Source organism: Streptomyces herbicida, from assembly GCF_032656585.1.
GTDB classification, from domain to species: domain Bacteria; phylum Actinomycetota; class Actinomycetes; order Streptomycetales; family Streptomycetaceae; genus Streptomyces; species Streptomyces herbicida.
In genome coordinates, this window is record NZ_JAUYWJ010000024.1 from 114621 (window position 1) to 137798 (window position 23178).

Annotated in this window: 19 protein-coding genes, 1 tRNA gene and 4 pseudogenes; 8 read left to right on the forward strand and 16 right to left on the reverse strand. The window is 67.6% G+C overall.

Going from position 1 to position 23178, the window contains the following annotated elements; translation table 11 throughout:
- Positions 1-91 precede the first annotated feature (91 nt).
- From Q8A52_RS38575 to dcd, 3 genes are all read right to left on the reverse strand, one after another.
- Positions 92-1576 (reverse strand): protein kinase domain-containing protein, encoded by a 1485-nt coding sequence (locus Q8A52_RS38575; RefSeq protein WP_316760464.1) that lies wholly within the window; start codon positions 1574-1576, stop codon positions 92-94.
- A gap of 177 nt (positions 1577-1753) precedes the next feature.
- Entirely contained in the window at positions 1754-2263 is a 510-nt protein-coding gene (locus Q8A52_RS38580; RefSeq protein ID WP_316760467.1) for a phosphoribosyltransferase, read from the reverse strand.
- Positions 2264-2268: 5 nt separating this feature from the next.
- Complete coding sequence (dcd, locus tag Q8A52_RS38585; RefSeq protein ID WP_316760470.1) at positions 2269-2844, reverse strand: dCTP deaminase; 576 nt, start codon at positions 2842-2844, stop codon at positions 2269-2271.
- 532 nt (positions 2845-3376) lie between these two features.
- Between dcd and Q8A52_RS38590 the strand changes: the two genes are divergently transcribed.
- Positions 3377-3450, forward strand: a tRNA-Gly gene (locus Q8A52_RS38590).
- Between the two features lie 49 nt (positions 3451-3499).
- On the opposite strand, the pseudogene Q8A52_RS38595 reads toward Q8A52_RS38590, so the two are convergent.
- Positions 3500-4667, reverse strand: a pseudogene (locus tag Q8A52_RS38595) (tyrosine-type recombinase/integrase).
- Between the two features lie 48 nt (positions 4668-4715).
- A pseudogene (locus tag Q8A52_RS49485) lies at positions 4716-5056 on the reverse strand (tyrosine-type recombinase/integrase); the annotation flags it as partial.
- Positions 5057-5960: 904 nt separating this feature from the next.
- Here Q8A52_RS49485 and Q8A52_RS38605 point away from each other — a divergent pair.
- The 3 genes and pseudogenes from Q8A52_RS38605 (at position 5961) to pgl (ending at position 7768) form a co-directional block, all read left to right on the forward strand.
- Complete coding sequence (locus Q8A52_RS38605) at positions 5961-6383, forward strand: hypothetical protein (protein ID WP_316760473.1); 423 nt, start codon at positions 5961-5963, stop codon at positions 6381-6383.
- Positions 6384-6445: 62 nt separating this feature from the next.
- A pseudogene (locus Q8A52_RS38610) lies at positions 6446-6700 on the forward strand (integrase core domain-containing protein); the annotation flags it as partial.
- 336 nt (positions 6701-7036) lie between these two features.
- Positions 7037-7768, forward strand: a complete 732-nt coding sequence (gene pgl, locus Q8A52_RS38615) for a 6-phosphogluconolactonase (protein WP_316760477.1) — start codon at positions 7037-7039, stop codon at positions 7766-7768.
- Between the two features lie 27 nt (positions 7769-7795).
- Here the strand turns inward: pgl and Q8A52_RS38620 are convergent, their stop codons facing one another.
- From Q8A52_RS38620 to Q8A52_RS38630, 4 genes and pseudogenes are all read right to left on the reverse strand, one after another.
- Positions 7796-8458 (reverse strand): LysR family transcriptional regulator substrate-binding protein, encoded by a 663-nt coding sequence (locus Q8A52_RS38620; protein WP_316760479.1) that lies wholly within the window; start codon positions 8456-8458, stop codon positions 7796-7798.
- A gap of 69 nt (positions 8459-8527) precedes the next feature.
- Positions 8528-8707: pseudogene (locus tag Q8A52_RS49305) on the reverse strand (helix-turn-helix domain-containing protein); the annotation flags it as partial.
- A gap of 1562 nt (positions 8708-10269) precedes the next feature.
- Complete coding sequence (locus Q8A52_RS38625; protein WP_316760481.1) at positions 10270-11340, reverse strand: zinc-dependent alcohol dehydrogenase family protein; 1071 nt, start codon at positions 11338-11340, stop codon at positions 10270-10272.
- 276 nt (positions 11341-11616) lie between these two features.
- On the reverse strand, positions 11617-12024 hold the full coding sequence (locus tag Q8A52_RS38630; protein ID WP_316760483.1) for a RidA family protein: 408 nt from the start codon (positions 12022-12024) through the stop codon (positions 11617-11619).
- A 114-nt stretch (positions 12025-12138) separates the two neighbouring features.
- On the opposite strand from Q8A52_RS38630, the gene Q8A52_RS38635 reads away from it, so the two are divergent.
- Both Q8A52_RS38635 and Q8A52_RS38640 read left to right on the forward strand, forming a co-directional pair.
- Positions 12139-12522: a winged helix-turn-helix transcriptional regulator gene (locus tag Q8A52_RS38635; RefSeq protein WP_316760486.1), complete on the forward strand. Its 384-nt coding sequence runs from the start codon at positions 12139-12141 to the stop codon at positions 12520-12522.
- Between the two features lie 203 nt (positions 12523-12725).
- Positions 12726-12851 carry a hypothetical protein gene (locus Q8A52_RS38640; protein WP_316760489.1) on the forward strand — a complete coding sequence of 42 codons (126 nt, stop codon included), beginning with the start codon at positions 12726-12728 and terminating at the stop codon, positions 12849-12851.
- 63 nt (positions 12852-12914) lie between these two features.
- Here the strand turns inward: Q8A52_RS38640 and Q8A52_RS38645 are convergent, their stop codons facing one another.
- Entirely contained in the window at positions 12915-13145 is a 231-nt protein-coding gene (locus Q8A52_RS38645; RefSeq protein WP_316760492.1) for a hypothetical protein, read from the reverse strand.
- Between the two features lie 373 nt (positions 13146-13518).
- Between Q8A52_RS38645 and Q8A52_RS38650 the strand changes: the two genes are divergently transcribed.
- Positions 13519-14436: a peptidoglycan-binding protein gene (locus Q8A52_RS38650; RefSeq protein ID WP_316760494.1), complete on the forward strand. Its 918-nt coding sequence runs from the start codon at positions 13519-13521 to the stop codon at positions 14434-14436.
- Between the two features lie 19 nt (positions 14437-14455).
- Here the strand turns inward: Q8A52_RS38650 and Q8A52_RS38655 are convergent, their stop codons facing one another.
- The 6 genes from Q8A52_RS38655 to Q8A52_RS38680 form a co-directional block, all read right to left on the reverse strand.
- Positions 14456-15649 carry an NAD(P)/FAD-dependent oxidoreductase gene (locus Q8A52_RS38655; protein ID WP_316760496.1) on the reverse strand — a complete coding sequence of 398 codons (1194 nt, stop codon included), beginning with the start codon at positions 15647-15649 and terminating at the stop codon, positions 14456-14458.
- Positions 15650-15742: 93 nt separating this feature from the next.
- Complete coding sequence (gene sigJ, locus Q8A52_RS38660; RefSeq protein ID WP_316760499.1) at positions 15743-16687, reverse strand: RNA polymerase sigma factor SigJ; 945 nt, start codon at positions 16685-16687, stop codon at positions 15743-15745.
- The gene (locus Q8A52_RS38665) at positions 16678-17043 is read right to left on the reverse strand and encodes a hypothetical protein (RefSeq protein WP_316760500.1); all 366 of its coding nucleotides are present in this window, start codon (positions 17041-17043) and stop codon (positions 16678-16680) included. Before Q8A52_RS38665 ends, sigJ begins: the two co-directional genes overlap by 10 nt.
- An 86-nt stretch (positions 17044-17129) precedes the next feature.
- Positions 17130-19400, reverse strand: coding sequence for a transglycosylase domain-containing protein (locus tag Q8A52_RS38670; protein WP_316760502.1), 2271 nt, complete (start codon positions 19398-19400; stop codon positions 17130-17132).
- Between the two features lie 20 nt (positions 19401-19420).
- Positions 19421-21700, reverse strand: a complete 2280-nt coding sequence (locus Q8A52_RS38675; protein ID WP_316760505.1) for a bifunctional polysaccharide deacetylase/glycosyltransferase family 2 protein — start codon at positions 21698-21700, stop codon at positions 19421-19423.
- Between the two features lie 14 nt (positions 21701-21714).
- The gene (locus tag Q8A52_RS38680; RefSeq protein ID WP_316760507.1) at positions 21715-22257 is read right to left on the reverse strand and encodes a hypothetical protein; all 543 of its coding nucleotides are present in this window, start codon (positions 22255-22257) and stop codon (positions 21715-21717) included.
- Positions 22258-22507: 250 nt separating this feature from the next.
- On the opposite strand from Q8A52_RS38680, the gene Q8A52_RS38685 reads away from it, so the two are divergent.
- Positions 22508-23140 carry an RNA polymerase sigma factor gene (locus tag Q8A52_RS38685; RefSeq protein WP_316760509.1) on the forward strand — a complete coding sequence of 211 codons (633 nt, stop codon included), beginning with the start codon at positions 22508-22510 and terminating at the stop codon, positions 23138-23140.
- The last annotated feature ends 38 nt before the right edge of the window (positions 23141-23178 follow it).

The following is a 23178-nucleotide window of genomic DNA, read 5'->3' on the forward strand; positions in this document are numbered from 1 at the left end:
GGCCACAGACACCCGAAGGGCTCCCGGCGTTGCTTCCGCCGGGGGCCCTTTGTCGATGCAGATCCGGCGCGCCCCGGAGGCCGGGACCGACTCAGCGGGCGGCCGGCTCCGGGGCCGGGACCGCGGGGCTGCGGGAATCGGCGAGACGGGTCTTCAGAGTCTGGGCGCCGAGGACGAGGCAGACCCCGAGGAGCAGGACGTAGAACACGCCGATCTTGCGCAGGTCGTCGAGGAAGTACCACACCGACGTCAGCCCCGTGAACCAGAACGCCATCAGTGCGAACCCGCCCGTGCGCTCGTCCCGGTAGCCGGCGGTCAGGCAGAACCCGGCGACGAGCCCCAGCAGCAGGGCGATGACGACGTACCGCGTCTCCCAGCCCATATTGGCGCGGGAGAACTCCGACCACACCGCCACGGCCTCCGCCACCGGAGCCCAGGCCACGGCACACGCCAGGCGGGCCGACCACAGCAGCAGTACACACCCCGCGAGGCCGCTGAGCAGCGCGACCAGCGGGAAGTGCTCAGTGGCGATCATCTCGGACCGCGACACCACCACCGCGAGGGTGCTTCCGAGGAGTGCGACCATCCCCTCCGGCGTGGGCTGGAACACCACCCGCCCCAGGGACCTGATCCCGTCCGACCGCGTCGCGGACCGGGCGGGTCGCGGAGCCTCTGCCGGCTCGGGCTGGTCCGCCTGAGCACGGGGATCCATGGCGGTCGGGGCCGGCATCGTGGGCGCCGTGGGTGTCCGCGCGGCCCGATCCAGCTCCGCCTTCATCTCCGCCGCGTCGGCGAACCGGTCCTCCCGGCGCTTGCGCAGCGCCCGCAGTACGACCGCGTCCACTCCTGGCGGCAGTCCCGGGCGCAGCCGCGACGGCGGAACGGGTTCCTGCACCAGGTGCTGGTGCATCACCGAGAACGGCGACTGCCCGGTGTACGGAGGGCGGCCGGTCAGCAACTCGTACAGCAGGCAGCCCACCGCGTACAGGTCCGTGCGGTGGTCCGTGTCGCGGCCTTCGATCTGCTCCGGCGCCAGATAGGCGGGCGTACCGACCGCCACGCCCGTCCCGGTCAGTCGGGTCGCCATCTCGCTGAGCGCCTTCGCGATTCCGAAGTCGAGGACTTTGGCCGTCCCGGCCCGGGTGAGCATGACGTTCGCCGGCTTGATGTCCCGGTGCACTATGCCGTGGCCGTGGCTGTGCCGCAGGGCCTCGAGCACCTGCCCGGCCGCGTCCACCGCCTGCTCGGCCGGCAGCGGTCCGTCCGCCAGTGCCTGGGCGAGGGTCCGGCCCTCCACGTACTCCATGACCAGGTACGGCACGGTGAAGCCGTCCACCGCGTCCTCGCCCACGTCGTACACGGTCGCCACGCCGGGGTGGTTGAGCGTGGCGGCCGCGTGAGCCTCGCGCTGGAACCGGGCGAGGAACTGCGGCTGCAGCACCAGCTCGGCGGAGAGCGTCTTGACCGCGACGGTACGACGCAGGCGGTGGTCGACGGCCCGGTACACCGTGCCCATCCCACCGTGGCCAAGCTGCTCCACCAGCTCGTACCGCTGCCCCAGCGTCCTGTGCTCCACCGCGTTCCCCCAACGGCCGTCCAGGTCCTCACACGTGTCGACGCCGGCACTCCGCGATTCACGGATCGCGTGCGACACACGGAAGGAGACGCCGGACGCCGGGTCCCGTTCCCATCCGATGACGTGATCAGAGCCTCATACGCGGGCGAGCACGAGGCACAGGCCTTTTTCAGCGCGTTACAGCGCGTCTTTCGACGGTGTGATCGGCGTGCCGGACTTACGGCACGGAGGCAACACGGACCACGGGAAGTTGATCCACTTGTCGGTCCGCTTCCACACGTACTCGCACTTCACGAGGGAGTGGGACTTCTCGTAGATCACGGCGGACCGCACCTCGGCGACGGTGTCGAGGCAGAAGTCGCGCACCAGCTTCAGCGTCTTGCCGGTGTCGGCGACGTCGTCGGTGATCAGGACCTTCTTGTCGGAGAAGTCGATGGCGTTGGGGACGGGCGCGAGCATGACGGGCATCTCGAGCGTGGTCCCCACACCGGTGTAGAACTCGACGTTCACCAGGTGCAGGTTCTTGCAGTCCAGGGCGTAGGCGAGACCGCCGGCGACGAAGACCCCTCCGCGTGCGATGGAGAGCACTATGTCGGGCTCGTACCCGTCGTCTGCGATGGTCTGGGCGAGCTCGCGGACGGCCACACCGAACCGCTCGTAGGTCAGGTTCTCGCGCGCGTCGCTCATCGCGCTCACACCTGCGTCCGGTGGAAGTTGAGGAAGGACCGCGAGGCGGTGGGCCCGCGCTGCCCCTGGTAGCGGGAGCCGTACCGCTCGCTGCCGTAGGGGTGCTCGGCCGGGGAGGTCAGCCGGAACATGCACAGCTGCCCGATCTTCATTCCGGGCCACAGCTTGATCGGCAGGGTGGCGAGATTGGACAGCTCGAGGGTGACGTGCCCGGAGAACCCGGGGTCGATGAACCCGGCGGTCGAGTGGGTGACGAGCCCGAGGCGCCCGAGGGAGGACTTGCCCTCCAGCCGCGAGGCGAGATCGTCGGGAAGCGTGACGACCTCGTACGTCGAGGCCAACACGAACTCCCCGGGGTGCAGGATGAACGGCTCGTCGCCCTCCGGCTCCACGAGCCGCGTGAGGTCGGCCTGCTCGACCGAGGGGTCGATGTGCGGGTACCGGTGGTTCTCGAACACCCGGAAGTAACGGTCCAGCCGCACGTCGATGCTCGACGGCTGCACCATGGATTCGTCGTAGGGATCGATCCGTACCCGCCCGGCGTCGATCTCGGCCCGGATGTCCTTGTCTGAGAGAAGCACGTCCAGAGGATACGCAAGGCGCGCGGAGCCGTGACAATCGTGACGACCCCGCGCGCCGATGACTACGCGCTGCGACTGACTGCGGCGTCCCCCCCTGCAGCTACTACCGCTTCTCGAGAGCGACAGGCACGACGCTGCGCAGCCGGGCACACCGTGGACACCGGAGGAGCCGGCCGGGGCCGAGCCGCTCGGCCTGCTGCATCGGGAACGAAGCGGTGCTGAACACGTGCCCATCGGCACAGCGGACGACGGTGCGTTCCATCAAGTCCTAGAGTCCCTTCCCCAAGAGCCGCGTCTGGCTTACTGCCGTGACGACAAAAGCCACATTACGGGATCAAAGAGACGACTCTCCAGGCGGCACTCCGGCCTCGCCGAGACCCCCTCCCACGCCCCCACGGTACGCCCCAACTCCGGTGCCCCGCAGCCGGATCCACCCCTCGAAACACGCTCGGACCCCACGGCATGAGCACCGGGGGTCCGCGATGAGGTACAGTGAGCGAGCGTTCGGATCCCGACTTCGTCGGCGTCTTACGCGGGTGTAGTTTAATGGTAGAACATCAGCTTCCCAAGCTGAGAGCGCGAGTTCGATTCTCGTCACCCGCTCCATGGAGAAGGCCCAGGTCAGAGACCCGGGCCTTTTTGCTGTCCATCGTGATCAGTCGTCGCGTGCCGGATTCGTGCCAGAACGCTGCGCAGGGCCCTTCTGCGCGGCAGCCGCCCGCGCCTTCCGGACGGTGGCGTCGAGGCCGACGGCGACCTTTTCCTGTCGCTCGTCGTCGGAGTGCTGATAGATCAACGCGGCCTACTCGGAGGACCGCCCGGCGCGGACCGTCGTGTCCTTCAAGGTGGCCCCGGACCGGGTGGACAGGGTGTGCCCGGTGTGGCGGAGGTCGTAGAACCGGAAGCCCTCGGGCATGCCGACGACCTCACGCGCCCTGGGCCACCTCCGGCGGAAAGTACTGCGGCGGAAGGGAGCCCCCTTCTCCCCTACGAACAGCAGCCCGTCGGGTCCCGGCTCGGCGTACGACTCCAGGTGCCAGCGGAGCTCCCGGTGGAGGAAGGCGGGAAGAATCACAGTCCGGGTTCCGGCCTCGCTCTTGGTGTCGCCTTGGACGCGCCGCTGTTCATGCGCTCCGGCTCGGCGAGGCGAACACGGATCCGCAGGGTGTCGAGGTCGACGTCCCGTCGACGGAGGCCGGCCAGCTCTTCCGGCCGCAGCGGGCCGTAGGCACCGAGGTAGACCATGAGCCGCCACCCATCCCCACTGCTGCGGCGAGCGCGTCGACCTGGGCAACGGTGGCGATTCGACGCTCGGCTGCCTTCTCCTTACCTGCGCCCTTGATCCGGCACGGGTTGCGCTGGATCAACTCGTCGTCCACAGCCGTCTCCATGATGGCCTTGAGGAGGCGGTACGCCTTGGCAGTGACCGTCTTGGCGCCGGTCTCCCGCAGCCGCTCGGCCCGCCATTCGCGCACTCGCGGTGCCGTGATCTCATCCAAGTCCAGGTCGGCAAACGCAGTCAGGTGCTTGTCGAGGAGATGGCGGTAGAGGTCGTCCGAGAGCGGCGCCAGTTCGCGCTCCTCCACCCACTTGCCGGCGTAGGCACGGAAGCTCACGGCACCGGCCTCCGGGTCCCGCCAGTCTCCCCGACGGATCTCGGTTTGCTTCTCGGCAAGCCAGTCGTCGGCATCAGCGATCGTCTCGAAGGTCTCCGGCGCCGACCGCATCACGCCGTGAGGCCCCGGGTAGCGCGCCTGATAGCGGCCGGAAGGAAGTCGTCTGATCGCGCCGAAGCGGCGGCGCCTGCCCTTGCTGTCGGCCATCAGGCAGCCCTCCCAATGCGGGAGCGGGGACGCCTGAGCGGCTCCACCGTCCTTGTGGACGAAGGCCGGAAGGACGACAACGCGAACACCCGCATCGGACTTGGTCTCGCCAGGAGCACGCTAACCGTTGGTCCGCTCCGGCTCGGCAACACGGACGCGGATCATGAGGCCGTCGGAGTCGACGTCCCGGCGGTGCAGGCTGGCCAGTTCCTCGGGACGCATCGGACCGTACGCGCCGGGGCAGACCATGAGACGCCAGCAGATGCCGATCGCGTCGGCCAGGCCGTCGACTTGGGCCACGGTGGCGATGCGTCGCTCAGCGGCGGACTCCTTGCCTGCCCCTTGACCCGGCACGGGTTGCGGCTGATCAGTTCGTCGTCGACGGCCGTCACTGACGCAGACCAATGCCCGAGGCCTTGTGGTCCCGGGCATTGAGTAGTGCGTTCAGTGGCTCTCTAGCTCACCGGAGGGCGATCCAGACCGTCACTGCAGAGGCAGCAACGGCACTGATCGTGCGAATGGCAGCGATCGGAACGCGTTGAATGGTGAGCCGCAGGCCACCAATCCGGATGTCCAAAACAGGCGACCCTAGACGTTCGTTTGCCATGGATGAGTGACCTTTCGCGGGCAGCAGGCTGTGAGCCAAGTCCCCGACATGGAACGTGAGCTCTCCACAAAACGACTTACAGAGTCGCGGGCAGACCCATGACAGTAACCGCCTGACGAGAGCGCTGCCGATGTCTCTGGCTGTGAGGATGCGGCACACAGAACCGACATCAGAGACACCTCCCCTGAGTGTTCGTTGTGAGTACAGGGTGCCCACTACTGGGTGACGCAACGTCATGCCGACGATGGAGCCGCGGGGGTTAGCCCCATGTTCCCAGGGAGGACCCGTAGGGGCAGGACTCCTGCTCCGGTATGAGAACGCGCGTAGAGTCGACAGCTATGGCCAAGACCAGTCAATGGTCTGTCACATGCACTGAGTTCTACGACGCGTGGGCAGAGGAGGCGGACGCCGCGCGGTTCCCGTTGTGCAAAACGACTGGCGGGACACCAACAAGCAGAGCGCATCACAGAGCCCCAGCACACTGCCCCAGCACACATTGAGTGACAACTCTCTCTACGGGTTCAAGGCGGCCAGCCAGGCCCGGAAGCAACCCAGAACTAGTCACGAATGCTCCGTTCGACCACCTGCCGGCGTACGACCCCAGCGACGACACGGGATGGCTGAACCTTCGTCTTGCCTACACCCCGCTCGGGGACGGTGCGAGCGCAACGGAAGACCGTCCCGCGTTGGGGTGGTTCGACCCGCCCACGCTCACCTTCGACGGCGCCTCGGACATGACTGCCCACAGCATCGGCGGTCAGGACTGGTACACAGCCACGGTCCGGTGGTTCGCCTCCAGCTTGATGACGCTGACCGGGCATGGGCTCACTCCAGCGGCGAACGTTCTGGAGACCCGTGTACTCGTGACCCAGGACGAGAACGGCCCACGCATGTCGATCCTGCACAGCCAGCCTCCCCGGACTCTCACTGCCGAGGAAGTCAGTCGGGTTCCCAACACGTGGACCAACTGGAAGCAAGAGCTGGCGACGCGATTCCCACCCAACCTGTTTCCGAGGCCGGTCTTTGCTCAGCCAGGCTCGCCACAAGACTTCACCAAGACGGCGGTTCTTGCTCAGCTCGGCTCGCCAGCCGAGGCATTGCCATCCTGATCACGCTGGCTGCCGTTGGCTGGGCGAATCGAACTCAGTCGAAATAGGCGGCATCCTGGCCATCCCTCGACGGCCGCAGGATGGCCGGATCGTCAGGAAGGGCCAGGGTGGCAGGCGACAACGCGGCCGTGGAGTCCTTCTTCAGCCTGCTGCAGAAGGACGTCCTCGACCACCGGACGTGAGCCACCCGTCAGGAACTGCGGATCGCGATCGTGACCTGGGCCGAACGCACCTACCACCGACGCCGCCGACAAGCCTCGCTCGGCCGACTGACCCCGCTCGAATACGAGACCGTCATGACCACACCGGCCCTCTAGGCCGCGTGACCGAACCTGTCACCCAAACCTGCAGCAGACCCATCAGTTCCGGACTATTTCAAATGTGAGGTTAAAACATTGGTCGTGATGATCGGCTACCTAGCCGTGGACATGCGTCTGGAATCCATGATCTAAAGTTCACGCGGCTGTGTTGGGTAGCCTTCTCTGCGGGCTGAAGAAACGTTATCCTGACCTAGAGCATCACAGGATCAGCCTATGACTGTCCCAGCTTATGCCTCCGGAGCATAGAGACTCTGCCTAAAGTGCCGATGCGGTTGAACGCACGGCTCGCTACCATGTGCGCGAGGAGAAATCAGCCAACACTCTGGAGGAATCATGGAACTGCTGACCTTTGACGACTCAACGGCCCTGGCAAAAGCTGCAGCGCAGAGGGCACTTCAGATGATCAAAGAAGGACTGGACGAGAATGAAAACGTGACGTGGATCCTCACCGGCGGCAGGACTCCTGGGGCCGCCTACAAACTGATCGCCGGCCAAGCCGATGCGGTTGATTGGTCACGTGTCAATATTGGTATGGGTGATGAACGCTGCGTCGCTCTGGACGATAGTGAATCCAATTGGGGGCAGGCCGAACGGGATCTGCTTCGTCACCTTCCCCTCGCTGATGAAAATTTGCTAAAGCCTGCGGGGGACGTATCTGCTCAAGAAGCGGCTGACCATTACGAGGTACTCATCCGTGACCTTCCTCAGGCATCTCCTGAAATTCCCAGGCTAGATCTCCTGTGGCTCGGTATGGGCGAAGATGGACACACTCTCTCGCTCTTTCCTGGACTCGACGAGATCGAAGAGACAGGTAGGCTTGTTGCGAGTGTCTATAACTCGCCGAAGCCGCCGCCGCAGCGTGCGACTCTGACACTGAAGGCGATGGGAGGTGTCAAGGCATGCCACATTCTTGTGTCTGGTGCAGGAAAATCGGACGCACTTGGCAAGGCGCTAAGTGAAGGAGAAATCTCCAATCTTCCAGTGGCCAGAGTCGCGAGGGAGATTGAGTTGCAGGGCGGGAAAGTGACCTGGTTCGTTGACAAGCCGGCCAGCGCGAACTTGTGATTTGCTCCCTGGCTGCGCGACTCAGCGTTACTGAAATCGCTGGGCCTCAGCTCTGATTAATTCCGTGAGGAGTGAGGCTGGCGTGGGCAAACTCTGCTTGCGCCAGTGGAGCCACACGTCCGTAAAAATCGGCCCATCCGGCGAAACGACTACACTCCCTCTGTAGTCGTCACCGATTGGAACATTGTCTTCCGCGACAACAGGAACACCTACGCGGTTCTTTCCAAGGGCGAGCAGGGCTCGCAAATTGGGGCTCTCAACGGTGACCGTTAAGTGAAAACCTGCCTTAGTTGCGCCACGTTCTAGCTCCATTCTCGTGAAATAGCCTCGGGGAGTGGTGAGCAGCGGTTCTCCAGCCAGGTTGCGGATGGGTATCTCTTTAGATCCGTAGTGCGGATGACCCTTCGGGAACAGGGCGACGATGTGCACTCGGTAGACCTTGAAACCGTCGAAGTCCACTCTTGGTCCCGGGGCCATCGAAATGTCTATTCGGCCTTCTCGTAATTCTTCATAGAGATTCCTTGCGACGTCTGCCCTGCGCCCTTCTTCTAGTCCGGAAAATTCCATTTTGACTCGCTTGTTTTCCGTCAAGAAGCGGCCGATTAGAGGGGCTAAGAAATAGTCGATATGGACAGGGAAGCATCCAAATCGGACCACGCCTGTCAAGTTGTTGCTTAGGTTGTCGGCCATCGATGTGAACCGATCTACCGACTGAAGTGCTTCTTGCGCGTGTTTCAGTAGTACGGCTCCCTCTGTCGTGAGGAAAACCCTGTTTCCGGCGCGCTCAAATAGCGGAACTCCAAGTTCCTTTTCGAGCGACTTAACTTGGCGCCATAGGGCCGGTTGTGTCATGTATAGCCGTCGAGCTGCTTCGACGTAAGATCCGCATGTTGCCACAGTGATGAAGTATTGCAATTGTCGAAAGTCAACTCCGGGCATCTAGTTCCCCCTATGCCGTACGGGCATTATTCCGCTGCAATTCTGTGGCATTGCTCCAGAGTCAAAATCCCGTGAGCATACAGATAAGTCGAAGAGGACTTCCACCAAGGGTGTCAGCCCGCGGTGATGCGACGGTGACGGGAGTGCACCAATGGCATTCGAACGGAAGGAAGGCTCGCGAGCGAAGGTGCAGCGTGCTGGATCGCGGGCCGTCAAGGCTTGTAAGCCGGTGATGGGGTCCGCACTTACGGGGATCTTCTGGACGCTTCGCCTTGTGCAGATCATCGGACTGATCACAGGCCATGAGTGGTTCAGCGGCAAGGAGGAGTAGGCAGCGGCACACCCCCGTAAACGTCGCATCTGATTACCCTAACCAGCCTGTACCCGATTTGGGGCAGAACAGAGACTATGGGTGAGTAGAGGGCACAGCAGGGCCTGATGCCGGCGGGGGAACCTCGCCGCGATCTCAGGAGCGCCTGAGTGGCGCGGCTGTGAGTGGGTTGTGGCAGAGCTCAGCGAGGCGATCGTGCTTGGCGTTGACGGCAGTACTGACGGCAACGACTGCACACGGAAGCCCGTGATCGTTAACTTGGGCGACCGGAGCAGGCGACAGTCAGCGCTTGTCAGAACGGAATGCCCGATCCTATGGATCAGAAGGTCACACGAGCAGATGCGTCGGCACGCTACTGTGCCGACGCATCGCTCTTGAGGTGAGGACCAATGACCGATCGATCTTGGCAACTCGTGCAGGGGCACACTCTGCTCGGAGCACTCACGCTCGACGGGATCGACCAGCCTTGGTTTCGCTGCCGCTTCACCCGGACGCCAGCATGGGAGGACGCTCGCTCAATCCTTGAGGAGTGGACTCACTCGATAGAGGCAGAGGAGCCCGACTCACCAAGGGTTGAGCAAGCCCTGAGAGCGGTGGACGCTCGCACCTGGCTTTGGTGCCGGCCGACGGTAACGAGCCGATCGACGACTTCCTCATCCACGTGAGAGGCGCTCAGGCCAGCTTCCGCTACTAGCTTTGTTGAAGCTCGGCCGACCCAGCAGGTGGTCGTGCCACATCCGTGCCAGGCGGTCATGCGGACGGTGGCTCACGTCGGGATCGACCCCCCTGAGGGCTGGGGCCGGCTGACAGCGAAGTTCCAGCAGTCCCGGGGGGACACATCGTCCGGCGGAGATTCCCGGGGCCGACGAGCGGGAGCTGGACTTCCGCATCCGCTGCGCGGCCGGCCTGCTGAACTGGCTCGTGTTGGCGCCCCTGGGCACCGAACTGGCCGCCGAGCCCCCTGAGCAGATCGAGCGGTGGCTGGTCCCCGTGTTGGCCGGGGCGTTCCGCGGCTCCCCGGACGCCGGCTGAACCGGGCTGATACCGCCGGCCCAGCCGTGAGATTCAGGAGAGCGGTGCACGCCGTCGAGGTGTGCCTTCGCGACGACGCCGCTCGGTGGGCATGCGAGCAGAGGTCACCCTTGCCGCTGCGCTGTCCGCCCTCTGCGCTTTGGCCGTCGAACGGCAAAGCCACCCCACGTTGCGAGGACCGCAATCCACATACCGCGTCCTACTCGTCGTCTTCGTCCCGGCCGTCTTCGAAGACGAAGAGTGGTTTGCCGCCATGAGCGGGTGCTTCGGCGAACGAGATGGCTTCAGTGAAGCGTTCGAGCGGGAAAGGCCGGCCTTGGGGGATGCTCAGCACTTCGTCAGCGACGAGACTGCGAACCTCGGACAGCGCGCGCAGCGCATCCGCAGGTGAGGCAGTGCCGAACCAGCGGTTCAGCCAGAAACCACGGACCACTTTGGTCTCGTAGATGACCGAGCGTGCTTGCAGCGGGATCGTCAGCGCTGCCGGGGCAGTCTGCCGATGGGTGGAGAGCGCGCCGTAGACCACGACCTCTCCTGCCGGAGCCAATGCCTGGGACACCTGGGCGCCCACGTCGCCCGCGACACAGTCGATGGCCTTGCGCACGCCGGCCGGTCCTGCAATCTCGGCCACACGCTGCAACAGGTCCTCGTCCTCAGTGCAAATGACGTCGTCGCCACCAAGCGCCTCGATCTCCTCAACGGCAGCGCGCCGCCGCACCACATTGATCGTGCGCATACCCAGATGCCTGGCCAGCTGAATGACGAGCCGTCCGACGGTGGAGCCCGCGGCCGTCTGCAACAGCCATTCACCCGGCTGTACGTCGAGTACGCGAGTCACCAGGAGCAGCGCGGTCAACGGGTTGACAGCGAGTTGACACGCGCTGGAGTCGCTCAGAAGATGGGGGACCGGAAGGAGCCTGTGTGTATCGGCAACAAGGTATTCCTGCCAGGTGCCGGCCACACGCGGCCCGGGTACCGCCGGGACAGCAACGACCACCACGCGCTCGCCGATCTTCAGTCCCTCGGTATCCGGACCCAGGGCCTCAATACGACCCACGCATTCCATGTGCCCCCCGACAGTGGGGAAATCGGGGGAGAAACCGTAGCGGCCACGCAACACGTGCAGATCGCTGGCGTGAATCGGAGTCGCCTTCACACGGATCAGCGCCTGGCCGGCTTCTGCCGTGGGAACCGGCCGGGATTCCAGCCGCAGGACATCCTTCGGCTCGCCGACCTCTGCGGCTACGAGCGCGCGCATGGATTGCGGCATGAGCGAGCTTTCTTCTCTCGGCGCCGACGAACTCGGCGAACGTTTTGGGCAGGAGCGATGCAACATCCAGTCACCCCTGCGCTCCTCCCAGCTTGCGCTCCCTCGCGAGCGCTGTCATGTCGTAAGCAGCCCTCCGGAGTCAGCCGCCCCCTCCCGCGGCGGTGCCGTGCTCGGTGCGCGGCCGGCGCCGGCAGGTCTCTCGCGCCCCTCGGCCGCATTCCGGCTCACCGCTGCACCACAACCGCGCCAGGTCGAGTTCGCCGTTGCGGCAGCTGTTCAGTCGAGGACCGCGGTCGCTTCGATCTCGACCAGGTGGTCGGGGACGTCCAGGGCCGCTACGCCCAGCAACGTGGCCGGCGGGACCGGGGTGGCCCCCAGCTTCACGGCTGCCCGGGAGATTCCCTCCAGGAGCAGGGGCATCTTGTCGGGGGTCCAGTCGACGACGTAGACGGTCAGCTTTGCCACGTCGTCGAAGGAACCGCCGGCTTCGGCCAGAGCCGTGCCTATGTTGACGTAGCACCGCTCGACCTGCGCGGCGAGGTCGCCTTTCCCGACCGTGGTCCCCTCGGCGTCCCAGGCGACCTGCCCGGCGATGAAGACCAGTTTCGACCCGGATGCGATCGACACCTGCCGATAGACGTCGATCTTGGGCAATTCGCTGGGGTTCAGCAGAGTAATGGCCATACTGCCTGCCTCCTTGTCGTCAAAGACGCTCGTGGTCTCTTGTGGTTACTGGGGAACCGTAGGAAAGTGACTGCTGACATGGAAGAACGCACTTTTCGGTGACTGGGGAACCTCGTGGTGACCAAGCAGTTCAAGGGCTCGCCCAAGGACGAAGCAGACCTGACGCGCGCGGACTCGCTGGCGCGGGAGATCTTCTCGGACGTCGCCAATAAGTGGGCGCTTCTGATCATCGAAACGGTGGGTGAACGCACCCTGCGCTTCACCGAGTTGCGCAACGAGATCGAGGGCATCAGCCACAAGATGCTCACCCAGAACCTGCGCATGCTGGAGCGCAACGGGCTGGTCGAGCGGTGCGTGCACCCCACCGTGCCGCCGCGGGTCGAGTACACCCTCACGGAGCCGGGCCGAGCCCTGCGCGCGACCGTCGACGCAATGTGCGACTGGACCCATCGGTACCTCGGTCACATCGAGACCGCCCGCCGCCGCTTCGACGCCTGACGGCCGGGCTCGGGGCGGGGGCCGTACCCGTTCCGCCGGACTCATCAAATTTCTATATGCACTCGTCTATGTAATTCGGGTTCGACCAACGCGGTGAAAGACCTGATCGCCAAGCTCGTTGGTCATTTTTCTTTTGGGGGTGCTTGCTTGGATGTGGGCGATCTCTCGCCGTTGATCTGGTCCTGTTCCGCGGCGACTTCGAGGTGAAGAACATCCACCTGGTCGGGAACGAGCAGAGCGACCGTACGCCGTCGGGGCTGTGGCCGTCCGACCATGCCGGCATCGTCGCGACGCTGCGCGTGCCGAAGACGCGCCCGCCGGTGTCGTAACCGCTGACCACCGTCGCGGTACCAGCGAATGCCATCACGGCGCCGACGGCAACCGACGTCGATTTACGCATGGGTTCCTTGTGGAATCTCGGCGTCCGAATCGGCGACCGCGCCGAGGAACGAGGTCCGTCCGGCGGTCGGCCGATCGCGCAACTCCGGCTTGCCGCGCGGTAATTGCCGGGCCGTTGCCCGGAATCGACTCTCTTTCAGGCGCTCGCCGCCGCTGCCTCTCGGCCGGCCGGCCCGCCCGGCCCGGTCGCGGTCGAACGCACCCTTGATGTCGGATTCCCGCACATTCCGGACCGGGCGGAGGGCACACTTCGCAGGAGCATCGTCATGGGCCGACGCGGACAGCATTCGGACCACAGCGGAGCAACGGGGGTGGCCCGCCAGTTGAACTCACGTCACGGACACGCGATGCGATTCGGCGTGCTCGGCCCCGTCGAATTACTGAAGGGCAATGTCTCCCTTGAACCGGGGCCCCGGCAGCGTCGGTCGCCGCTCGATCGTCCGCTCGTCGAAGACGGCCGCCCCGTCTCGTCCGACATGCCGAGCACCCGTTCTCCGTCCGGCCCGGCGCGCCTGGCGCGGCATCCGCGGACGGCGAGCCCCTTGCTCCGGCGGCCCTGTTCCCCCCGGGTCGACACACTCACCTCAGGAGTCCGTGATGAGCACCAAGACGGGACCGCAGCGTTACCCCGGCGCGAGCCGGGCGAACTGGTATCAGGACGACTTCGGCGGGGACCCGATGGAGGTCAACGTCGTCGTCCTGCACACCACGGAGAGCACCGATCTGCCCGGTTACGACGGCGGAGCCAGCGCGCCGAATCTGACGGCGGTCCCCGATCTCGCCGCCAGGAAGCTGAAGTGGTATCAGCACTTCGACGTGGAGACCTCCTCCCGGGCGCTGGTCAATCTGCGGGGCGGCGTCGAGACGAACACCCTGAACGTGTGCCAGGTCGAGCTGGTCGGTACGTGCGATCCGAAGACCCACTCGAAGTGGCAGGGCGCCGGACGGGCGCACATCAACTGGCCGGACGCGCCCGACTGGGCCCTGCAGGGTGTCGCCCGCTTCCTGGCCTGGATGCACGAGGAACACGGCGTACCGCTGTCCGGTCCGAAGGCGTGGCCCGCGTACCCGACATCGTTCGGGAAGGGCGGCGGGCAGCGGATGACGGGCGCCCGGTGGACGGACTTCAAGGGCGTCTGCGGGCACATGCACGTGCCCGAGAACGACCATGGCGACCCGGGAGCGATCGACTTCTCCCGGCTGATCAAGGACGCGAAGGCCGACCTGGACCTGGACGACGACACCCCGGAGCCGACCACACCCACCAAACCGAAGGTCCCCGCGTTCCCGGGACGCAAGTACTTCGTCGAGGGGGCCTCGAACGACTACGTCCTGCAGCTCGGCAGGCAGTTGGTGAAGCGCGGCTTCGGCGACCACTACAAGGTCGGCCCGAGCAGGAACTGGGGCGAGGCGGACCGGCTGAACGTGCGGGACTTCCAGAAGTCACGCAAGGAACTGCGCGGTGACGCCGACGGCCACCCCGGACCGCTGACCTGGCGCCTGCTGTTCTCCTGAAGCAGTTTCGCCGTGCGCCTCAGGCCGTCGCCTCGACCGCCGAGACCGCCTGGACCGGCTGCCGTACGACACGGCGGCGCCGGGTCGGCATGAGGGTCGGGTTGGCGACGCCCCAGGCCGCGCCCTTGCAGACCAGCTCCTTGTAGACGGCGGCGAGGCGTCCCGTCAGGGCCGCCCGGACGGCGCGGTCGTCGGCGGTGACGTACTGGATCAGGCCTTCCTTGCGCCCCAGCGAGATGCACTGGTTGAAGTAGCGCAGCGGCACCTTCGGGAGCTTCCCGCCGGTCAGCCGCGCCGCGATGGCGTCGGCGGCCTGCCACGCGGTGGGCACGCCCGAGGCGCACGACATCCGCAGCGGCTTGTCGCCGGGGCCCGCCACCAGGGCCGCGTCGCCGATGGCGTACACGTCGGGGTGAGAGACCGAGCGCATGGTCCCGTCGACCACGATCCGGCCCGTGTCGGTGACCTCCAGGGTGGTGGCCTTCGCGATCGGGTGGACGGCGAAGCCCGTGGTCCACACGGTGACCGCGGCCGGGATGGACGTGCCGTCGGCGATGGTGACGCGGTCGGCCTCGACGGCGGTGGCGGCGGCGTGCTCGTGCACGGTGATGCCGAGCCGGTCGAAGACCTTGTGCAGGTGCCGGCGACCCTTGGGCGAGAGCCAGTCGCCGAGGCCGCCGCGGGCGGCGAGGGCGACGTCGAGGTCCGGGCGGGCCTCGGCGATCTCGGTCGCGGCCTCCAGGCCGGTGAGGCCGCCGCCGACCACGACCACGGGCGCTCCGGCGTCCAGACGGGCCAGGCGCTCGCGCAGCCGGAGCGCTCCGGGACGGCCGGCGATCTCGTGGGCGTGCTCGGCGGTGCCGGGGACGGCCTGGTCGTTCCAGCCGCTGCCGAGGGCGTACACGAGGGTGTCGTACTCCAGTTCCTCGGCGCCGTTGGCGTCGCTGACGGCGACGGTCCTGCGGTCGGCGTCGACGCCGGTGACCTTCGCCGTCTTCAGTTCGACGCCGGTGTCCGCGAACATCTCGCTGAAGGGCCGGGGCTTGAGGTCCTGGCCGGTGGCGAGCTGGTGCATCCGGACGCGCTCGACGAAGTCGGGCTCCGCGTTGACGAGGGTGATGGCGACGTCATCGCGGTGCAGCCGCTTGGCGAGGCGCCCGGCGGCGGTGGCTCCGGTGTATCCGGCTCCGAGGACGATGATGCGGTGCTGCATGGACGTGCTCCTGTCTTGGGCGGATTCGCCTCCTGAACCGGGCGGCCCGCCGTTTCCTGACAGATGCGTGTTGTGAAGCACCTCACATCGGGGTCAGAAGGCGTTGAGCAGGGGCTCGCCGTGGTCGGCGGCCGCCCAGCGCCGGGTCGCGCGCTCGAGCTTGTCGGGGTTGACCTGGTTGCGGAACCCGGCGATGCCCTCGGGGGTGATCTCCAGGCACATGACGCCGATGACCCGGCCGCCGAGGACCGCCACCACGGCGGGGTCGCCGTTGGCGGTCGTGGCGTAGACCTCGGGCGATCCGCCGGCCAGGTCGCGCTTGGCCTTGCTGGGCTTGAACAGGCCCCGCATGAACTTGGCCACCGCAAGCGCGCCTTCGAACGCCTTGGCGCGGGCCGGGACCTTCCCGCCGCCGTCGCCGATGGAGACGGCGTCCTGGGTGAGCAGCCGTACGAGCGGCTCGGTCCGGCCGCTGGTGGCTGCCGCGAGGAACTCGTCCACGATCCGCCGGGCGGCGGCCTCGTCGATCTCGGTGCGGGCCTTGCCGTCCGCGACGTGCTTCTTGGCGCGGTGGAAGATCTGCTGGCTGGCGGCCTCGGTGAGGTCGAGGATCGCGGCGATCTCCCGGTGCGGGTAGTCGAAGGCCTCCCGCAGCACATACACCGCCCGCTCGTTCGGGGTGAGGCGCTCCAGCAGGGCGAGGACCGCGTACGAGACCGATTCGCGCTGTTCGGCGGTGTCGGCCGGACCGAGCATCGGGTCTCCGGCGAGCAGCGGCTCGGGGAGCCATTGGCCCACATAGGTCTCCCGCCGCGCGCGGGCCGAGGTGAGCTGGTTGAGGCACAGGTTGGTGAGCACCTTCGTCAGCCACGCCTCGGGGACCTCGACGCGGTCGACGTCGGCGCCCTGCCAGCGCAGGAACGTCTCCTGCACGGCGTCCTCGGCCTCGCTCGCGGAGCCGAGGAGGCGGTAGGCGATGGCCTCCAGGCGGGGCCTGGAGGCCTCGAACCGGTCCACGTCGTTCATGGTCAGGGCCATGACCGGGATCCTAGCTCTCGCCGTTCGCGACGGCCGCGGGAGTGCGTTCCTGCGCCGGAGTGCGGTCCCGCGCTGGAGTGCGGCCACGCGCTGGAGTGCGGCCCGGAGCTGGAGTGCGGCCCCCGCGCTGCTGTGCCGGCGAGGTGGGCGAGCGTGTCCTTGTCGGAGATCCACTCGTTGCGGATCGCGGAGGAGGCGTCCTCGCGCTCGATGCCGATGCCGTGGCGGCCGGCGGCGTCGACGGCGTCGGGGATCTCGGTCACGCCGGGAATCCCCTCGACCGCCTTGTGGAGAGCGGAGGCATTCGCGGGCGGCATGATCGTCGAGTCCAGCACCTGGCCGATCGTCTCGAACACGGCCTGGTCCTTCGACTCGCCCTTCTCCACCCGCCGTCGGGACGAGCTTGCCCGCCCCGTCCTGGCCGTTCCACCGCGCCGGGCCGTCAACGGCACCGGTGCCCATGGCACTTGGGTCGTTGCGGGGCGTCCGATGTGGCGCCTGCCGTGGGCCTCCCCTTCTTGCCGCCGTTCTCGTCACCCTGGTGGTCGTGGCGGTCGGACGGGGACGGCTTGGCAGCGCCGGGCTCGTCGGTGCCGCGGCCGAGGGGGGCCGGAACGGGGAAGGGCGTGTCGGGCAGGCCGGTGAGGGCCTCGTGCATGTACTGGGTCCAGATCTCGGTGGGGATGTCCCCGCCGAACACCTTCTCCAGGCCGCCGACGCCTGCCATGGACAGCAGCTGCGGGTGTTTCGGGTCCTCTCGGAAGAGGACGACGGAGGTGGCGAGTTGGGGGGTGTAGCCGATGAACCAGGCCGAGCGGTAGTCGTCGGTGGTTCCGGTCTTGCCCGCCACGGTCCTGCCGAGAGCCTGGGCCCGGGTGCCCGTGCCACGGGCCACGACGCCCCGGAGTACGTCGGTCACGTTGTCGGCGACTGCCGTGGGCAGGGCCCGTGCGGGGGCGGGGGCGGTGAAGCCGTGCAGGACCGAGCCGTTGTGGGTCACCTTGGTCACCGAGTACGGGGCGGCCTGCTCACCGGAGGCGGCGAAGGTCGCATAGACGCCCGCCATGCGAATGGCGCTCGGTGTCGAGGTGCCGATGTAGAAGCCGGCGCTGGGAGCCGCGAGGCTGGCCGGGCGCAGACCCAGGGCCTGCGCCGTGCTCGCCACGTTCTCGTGGCCGACGTCCTCTCCCAGTTGCACGTACGGCGTGTTGACCGACTGCTCCATCGCCTTGCGCAACGAGATGTATCCCCAGTGGTCGGGAGTGTCGTTGCGCTGGTGGAGAAGGCCGGTGGGGTCTTTGTCGTCGGTGATGTAGTTGCCCTGCTGGTCCTTGATCTTGATGCCGTCGTCACCGTTGAACTTGCTGGCCGGGGTGATCGGCTCCGGGGACGTGCCGGGTCGCAGTACTGCTCCGTGCTGGAGTGCGGCGGCAAGGACGACGGGCTTGAACGTCGAGCCCACCGGGACACCGGAGGTGTCGGCGTTGTCCGAGAAGTGGGAGTGGTCGAAGCCGGGGCCGCCGTACACGGCGAGGATCCTGCCGGTCCTGGGTTCCACCGATGCGGCACCGACCTGGACGTCCCGGTCGACCGACCGGTGGGCGGGGTCGAGGCGTTGCCGGCGTGTCCGTGCGACGGAGCGCTCCAGTGCGGCCGTCTTCTTCCGGTCGAAGGTGGTGTGGATCTGGTAGCCGCCCCGGCTCAGGCTGCCGTCGGTGACGGTCGGGTCGTGCTGCTGGACATACGCCCTGGCCAGCTGGACCAGATAGCCGGTCTGGCCGGTGAGCCCCGAGCCCGGCGCCCACTTCCTGGGCATCGGGAATCCGGCGGCCGCGTACCGTGCCCGCTGCGCCGTTGTCAGCCTGCCGGTGTCCACCATCCGGTCGAGCACCCAGGACCAGCGTGCCTCCGCCTGCCGTTTCGCCACGGGATCGGAGTCCGCGTGCTGGAAGAGGCTCGGCTCGTTGACCGCCGCGGCCAGGAAGGCTCCCTGGCTCACGTCGAGCTTCTCCACCGGGAGGTTGTAGTACACGCGGGCCGCGGCCTGGATGCCGTTGGCCTGACGGCCGAAGTAGCAGCTGTTCAGATACCCCTGGAGGATCTGCTGCTTGGTCATGGAGGCGCCGATCTTGGTGGAGATCAGCAGCTCCTTGAACTTGCGCGAGACCGTCTGCGACTGATCCAGGTAGGTGTTCTTCACGAACTGCTGGGTGATCGTCGAACCGGACTGGACGGAGCCGCCCCCGGCCATGTGGACGACGGCGCGGAGGATGCCCTGCGGATCGATGCCCGGGTCGGTGTAGAAGGAGGCGTTCTCCGCGGCGATGAAGTCCCACTGCACCGCCGCGGGCACCTGCGCGAGGGTGACGTTCTGGCGGTTGACGCTGCCGTCGGTCGCCAGGACCGTGCCGTCCGACCAGTAGTAGACGTTGTTCTGCAGCAGTGTCGTGGGGTTGGGGTCGGGGATGGTGACCGTGGCGTAGGCATAGCCGACGAGCGCCGCGGTGCCGCCGAAGAAGAGCAGGAAGAGCGCCAGCACCTGGCGCACCGACGGCAGCCAGCGGCGCAGGCCCGTCCTGCTGCGGCGCGGGTAGTCGAGCCAACGTTTCTTCTGGGGCGCCCTTCTCCGGGCGCCGCGTGACGTCGCGTGCTCACCCGCGGCCCGGTGGCCGGCGTTGGAGCGCTGCGGCGGTCGTCGCCGGTGTCCGCTCATGGGCTCGGATCACTGTCCCTTCAGTACCACTGGGTGGTGTCGTGCGGTGCGGGCTGCGGATGGCCGGCGTACGGCGCCGGCTGTGCGTAGCCGCCGTACGGCACCGGCTGCGCAAAACCGGGCTCCTCCGGGGTGAGACCGCTCCGGTGAGCCTCTGTGCCCACCGGGGCCTGCAAGCTTCCGTACCGCTCCATGCGCTGCCAGCGCAGCCGTGAGCCGGACACGGCGGTGAAGACGGACTGGATCACCACGAGGTACATCAGCTGGCGGTACACGAACTGCTGCAGCGGCAGGCTCCACAGCGGCCTCGGGGGTTCTCCGTCCAGGCGGAACGCGTACAGGCCCATCAGCAGTTGCAGCAGCAGGAAGCCGAGCCAGAACCCGATGATCGGAACCGGGTCGAGGAAGAGCAGGCCGTACAGGACGAAGACGTCCACGGCGGGTGCGAGCAGCGGCACCAGAACCTGGAAGAGCAGTAGATAGACCAGGCCCCGGCGGCCCAGTTTGCCGGCGGCGCCGCGCTGCACGAGCGCGCCGCGGTGCTTCCACATCGCCTGGAGGGTGCCGTAGCACCAGCGGTACCGCTGGCGCCACAGGGCGTTCAGTGACGCGGGTGCCTCGGTCCAGGCCCTCGCGTCCTCCTCGTACACCACGCGCCAGCCGGCGCGGCACAGCGCCATGGTGAGGTCGGTGTCCTCGGCGAGCGTGACGTCGCTGACGCCGCCGAGGCCGAGCAGCGCGCGGCGGCGGAACGCGCCGACGGCGCCGGGTACGGTCGGCATGCATTCGGCGAGGTCGAACAGGCGGCGGTCGAGGTTGAACCCGACCACGTACTCGATGTGCTGCCAACGGCCCAGCATGCCGCCGCGGTTGACGACCTTGGCGTTGCCCGAGACGGCGCCCACGCGGGGGTCGGCGAAGGGCTGCACGAGGGTCCGGACGGTGTCGGATTCGAAGACCGTGTCGCCGTCGACCATGACCACCAGGTCGAAGGAGGCGGCGGCGAGCCCGGTGTTGAGTGCGGCCGGCTTGCCCGCGTTCCGCTGGCGGATCACCCGCACCGGCAGGCGGAGCGACTCCACCAGGTCGGCGGTGCCGTCGGTCGAACCGTCGTCGACCACGATGATCTCGACCGGATGGTCCGAGGCGAGCAGGGAGCGTACGGCCGCCTCGATCCCGGCGCTCTCGTTGTAGGCGGGGACGATGACACTGACCGGCTCGGTCACCGGCGGCCCCCAGGACCGGCCGCCGCCCTTGGCCCTCAGCCGCCGGTGCCGACGGGCCGCGACCAGCACGACCGCCGCGCGCAGCACGCTGATCGCCCCGGCCACGCACATCAGCACGCCCAGCAGCCAGACGGCCCAGTCGCCGGCCTGCAGCGCCTTGATGAGGGCCATGCCCTGCAACCGGTCGCCGAGTCCGGCGGGCTGGACGGGTCCGGCCATGCCGACCGCGGCGCCGACCGTCGCGAAACGGAAGCCCTGTGCCTTGAGCCGTGGGATCAGGGCGCCGAGCGCCGCGACGGTCTGCGACCGGTCACCGCCGCCGTCGTGCATCAGCACGACCTGCCCGGCGTGGCCGTGCGGGGTCGCGTTGGCGAGGATGCGGCCCGCTCCGGGCCGCTGCCAGTCCTCGGCGTCCTGGGTGGAGAGCACGGTGACATAGCCCGCCTCGTCGGCCTGCTGGAGGACGGACCAGTCGGCGTCGTCCAGCGCATCGTTCTTCGATGAGTACGGCGGTCTCAGCAGCGCGGTGGTGACCCCGGCGGCACCGGCCACCGCCAGTTGCGTCTCGCGCAGTTCCAGGGAGCGCTGCCACGGGGCGAGCCGGGCCAGGTCGGGATGCGTGAACGTGTGGATGCCGATCTGGTGGCCCTCGGCGACGATCCGTCGGACCAGCTCCGGGTGGTCCACTACCTCCGTGCCGACGACGAAGAAAGTCGCGTGCACATGGTTGCGGCGCAGCACGTCCAGGATGCGCGGAGTCCAGACGGGATCGGGGCCGTCGTCGAAGGTGAGGGCGACGGTGCCGGCCTTCATCCGGGCGGTGTGCGCGGAGGTGGCGGCGTTCGCGATCACGGGGCCGCCGTGGGTCACCCTGCCGGGCACCGTTTCGCTCCGGCCTCGGGGGCCGGTCACGTCGTCCGACGTGATCCCGAACATGTGGTGGGTGTAACCCTGCAGCAGAAGGGCCGTGGACAGAGTCACCACGAGCACGCTGAGCAGCAGCCAGTGGGCGCGGGGTGTGATCCGGCGGCTGCGGCGGTGAGCAGAAACGTTGTGGCGTCCTCGGTCGGTCACGTCAGGGCCTTGGATCACTTCACGGGCTTGTGGGACGAGCCGAGCGCGCGTCCCTTGGAGGCGGGGTTGGCCTTGGAGCCGGGCCGGGACGAGGAGGTGTTGGTGGTGGAAGGGGCGGCGGTGGCCGCGGGGGCGGTCGAGGCTGCCGGCCGGCCGGGGGTCTGCCGCGCCGCGGAGCCGGCGTTCTTCCGCGCCGCGGCGGTCGCACTGTCCTTGGAGTGTCCGGTGGCGGACGCGGGGTCGGGTGCGGTCGTCCGGGGCGTGTCCGGGTGCGCGTCCGACTGCGGGACGAACGGAGAGCTGATGCTGGGGCCGCCCAGCAGCGCGCCGATCAGCAGGGCGACGTATCCGCCGGCCGGGATGACCAGCAGCCGGGCGGCGCGGAGCGCGCGGCGCTGGCGGCGCCCCGAGGCATCGACGAAGACCGGCCGCGCCGACTCGCCGGCCTCCGGAGGCATCGTGGTGCGGACGCCCTCGTGACCGCGGGCATGCGTGTATCCGATGCCGCCGTACGGATCACTGCCGTACGCTCCACCGCTTTCGTCCGTCCACTGCACGAGCCGTACCCCTGTCCTGGCCGACCCGACAAGGTCGTCCGCATGGAAAGAGCGCGCTCGGCCGGAACTGTTACACCTCGGCCGTGCAGTTACGGGCAAAACACCTCAAGTCCGGTGCGGGCGTGCGGGGCGCCTGAGGCGTGGTGACACTTCTGTGACGGCGGACGCTGGTCTCCATAGGGCCGTCGATGCGACCGGAGCGCGGCGGATGATGCGGAATCGCTACGGACCGGTGCAAACGAGGACAGCCTTGGGCCAGGTACGCCAACCCCGCCGCGCGCAGGAGCGCGACGGGGAGCTGGGCGCGGCAGTCGCGCGGGCCCAGGACGGTGACGAGACCGCTTTCACGGTCGTCTACCGGATCGTGCAGCCGGGCCTGCTGGGCTATCTGCGCGGTCTCGTCGGTGACGACGCGGAGGACGTGGCCTCCGACGCCTGGCTGGAGATATCCCGCGACATCGGACGCTTCAAGGGCGACGGCGCCGGGTTCCGCGGCTGGACCGCGACGATCGCCCGGCACCGGGCGCTGGACCATCTGCGGCGACAGCGGGTACGGCCCCGGTCGGGCGGCACCGAACAGGACGTACTCGACCTGCCGGACCGGCACAGCACGTCCGAGCAGGCCCTGGAGTCCCTCTCCACCGAGTGGGCCCTCGAACTGGTCCAGGGGCTGCCGCGGGACCAGGCCGAAGCCGTTCTCCTGCGGGTCGTCGTCGGTCTGGACGGCCCCGCCAGCGCACGCGTGCTCGGCAAGCGCCCGGGAGCGGTGCGCACGGCCGCCCACCGGGGCCTCAAACGCCTAGCCCGCCAGCTGGGCGTCGGCAGCGAGGCGGTGGAGGGTGTGACGGATGAGGCCGCCTGGACGCTGGGGGAGTCGAAATGACAACGAAGGCGACAGCGGGCGAGCGGACAGGCATCAGG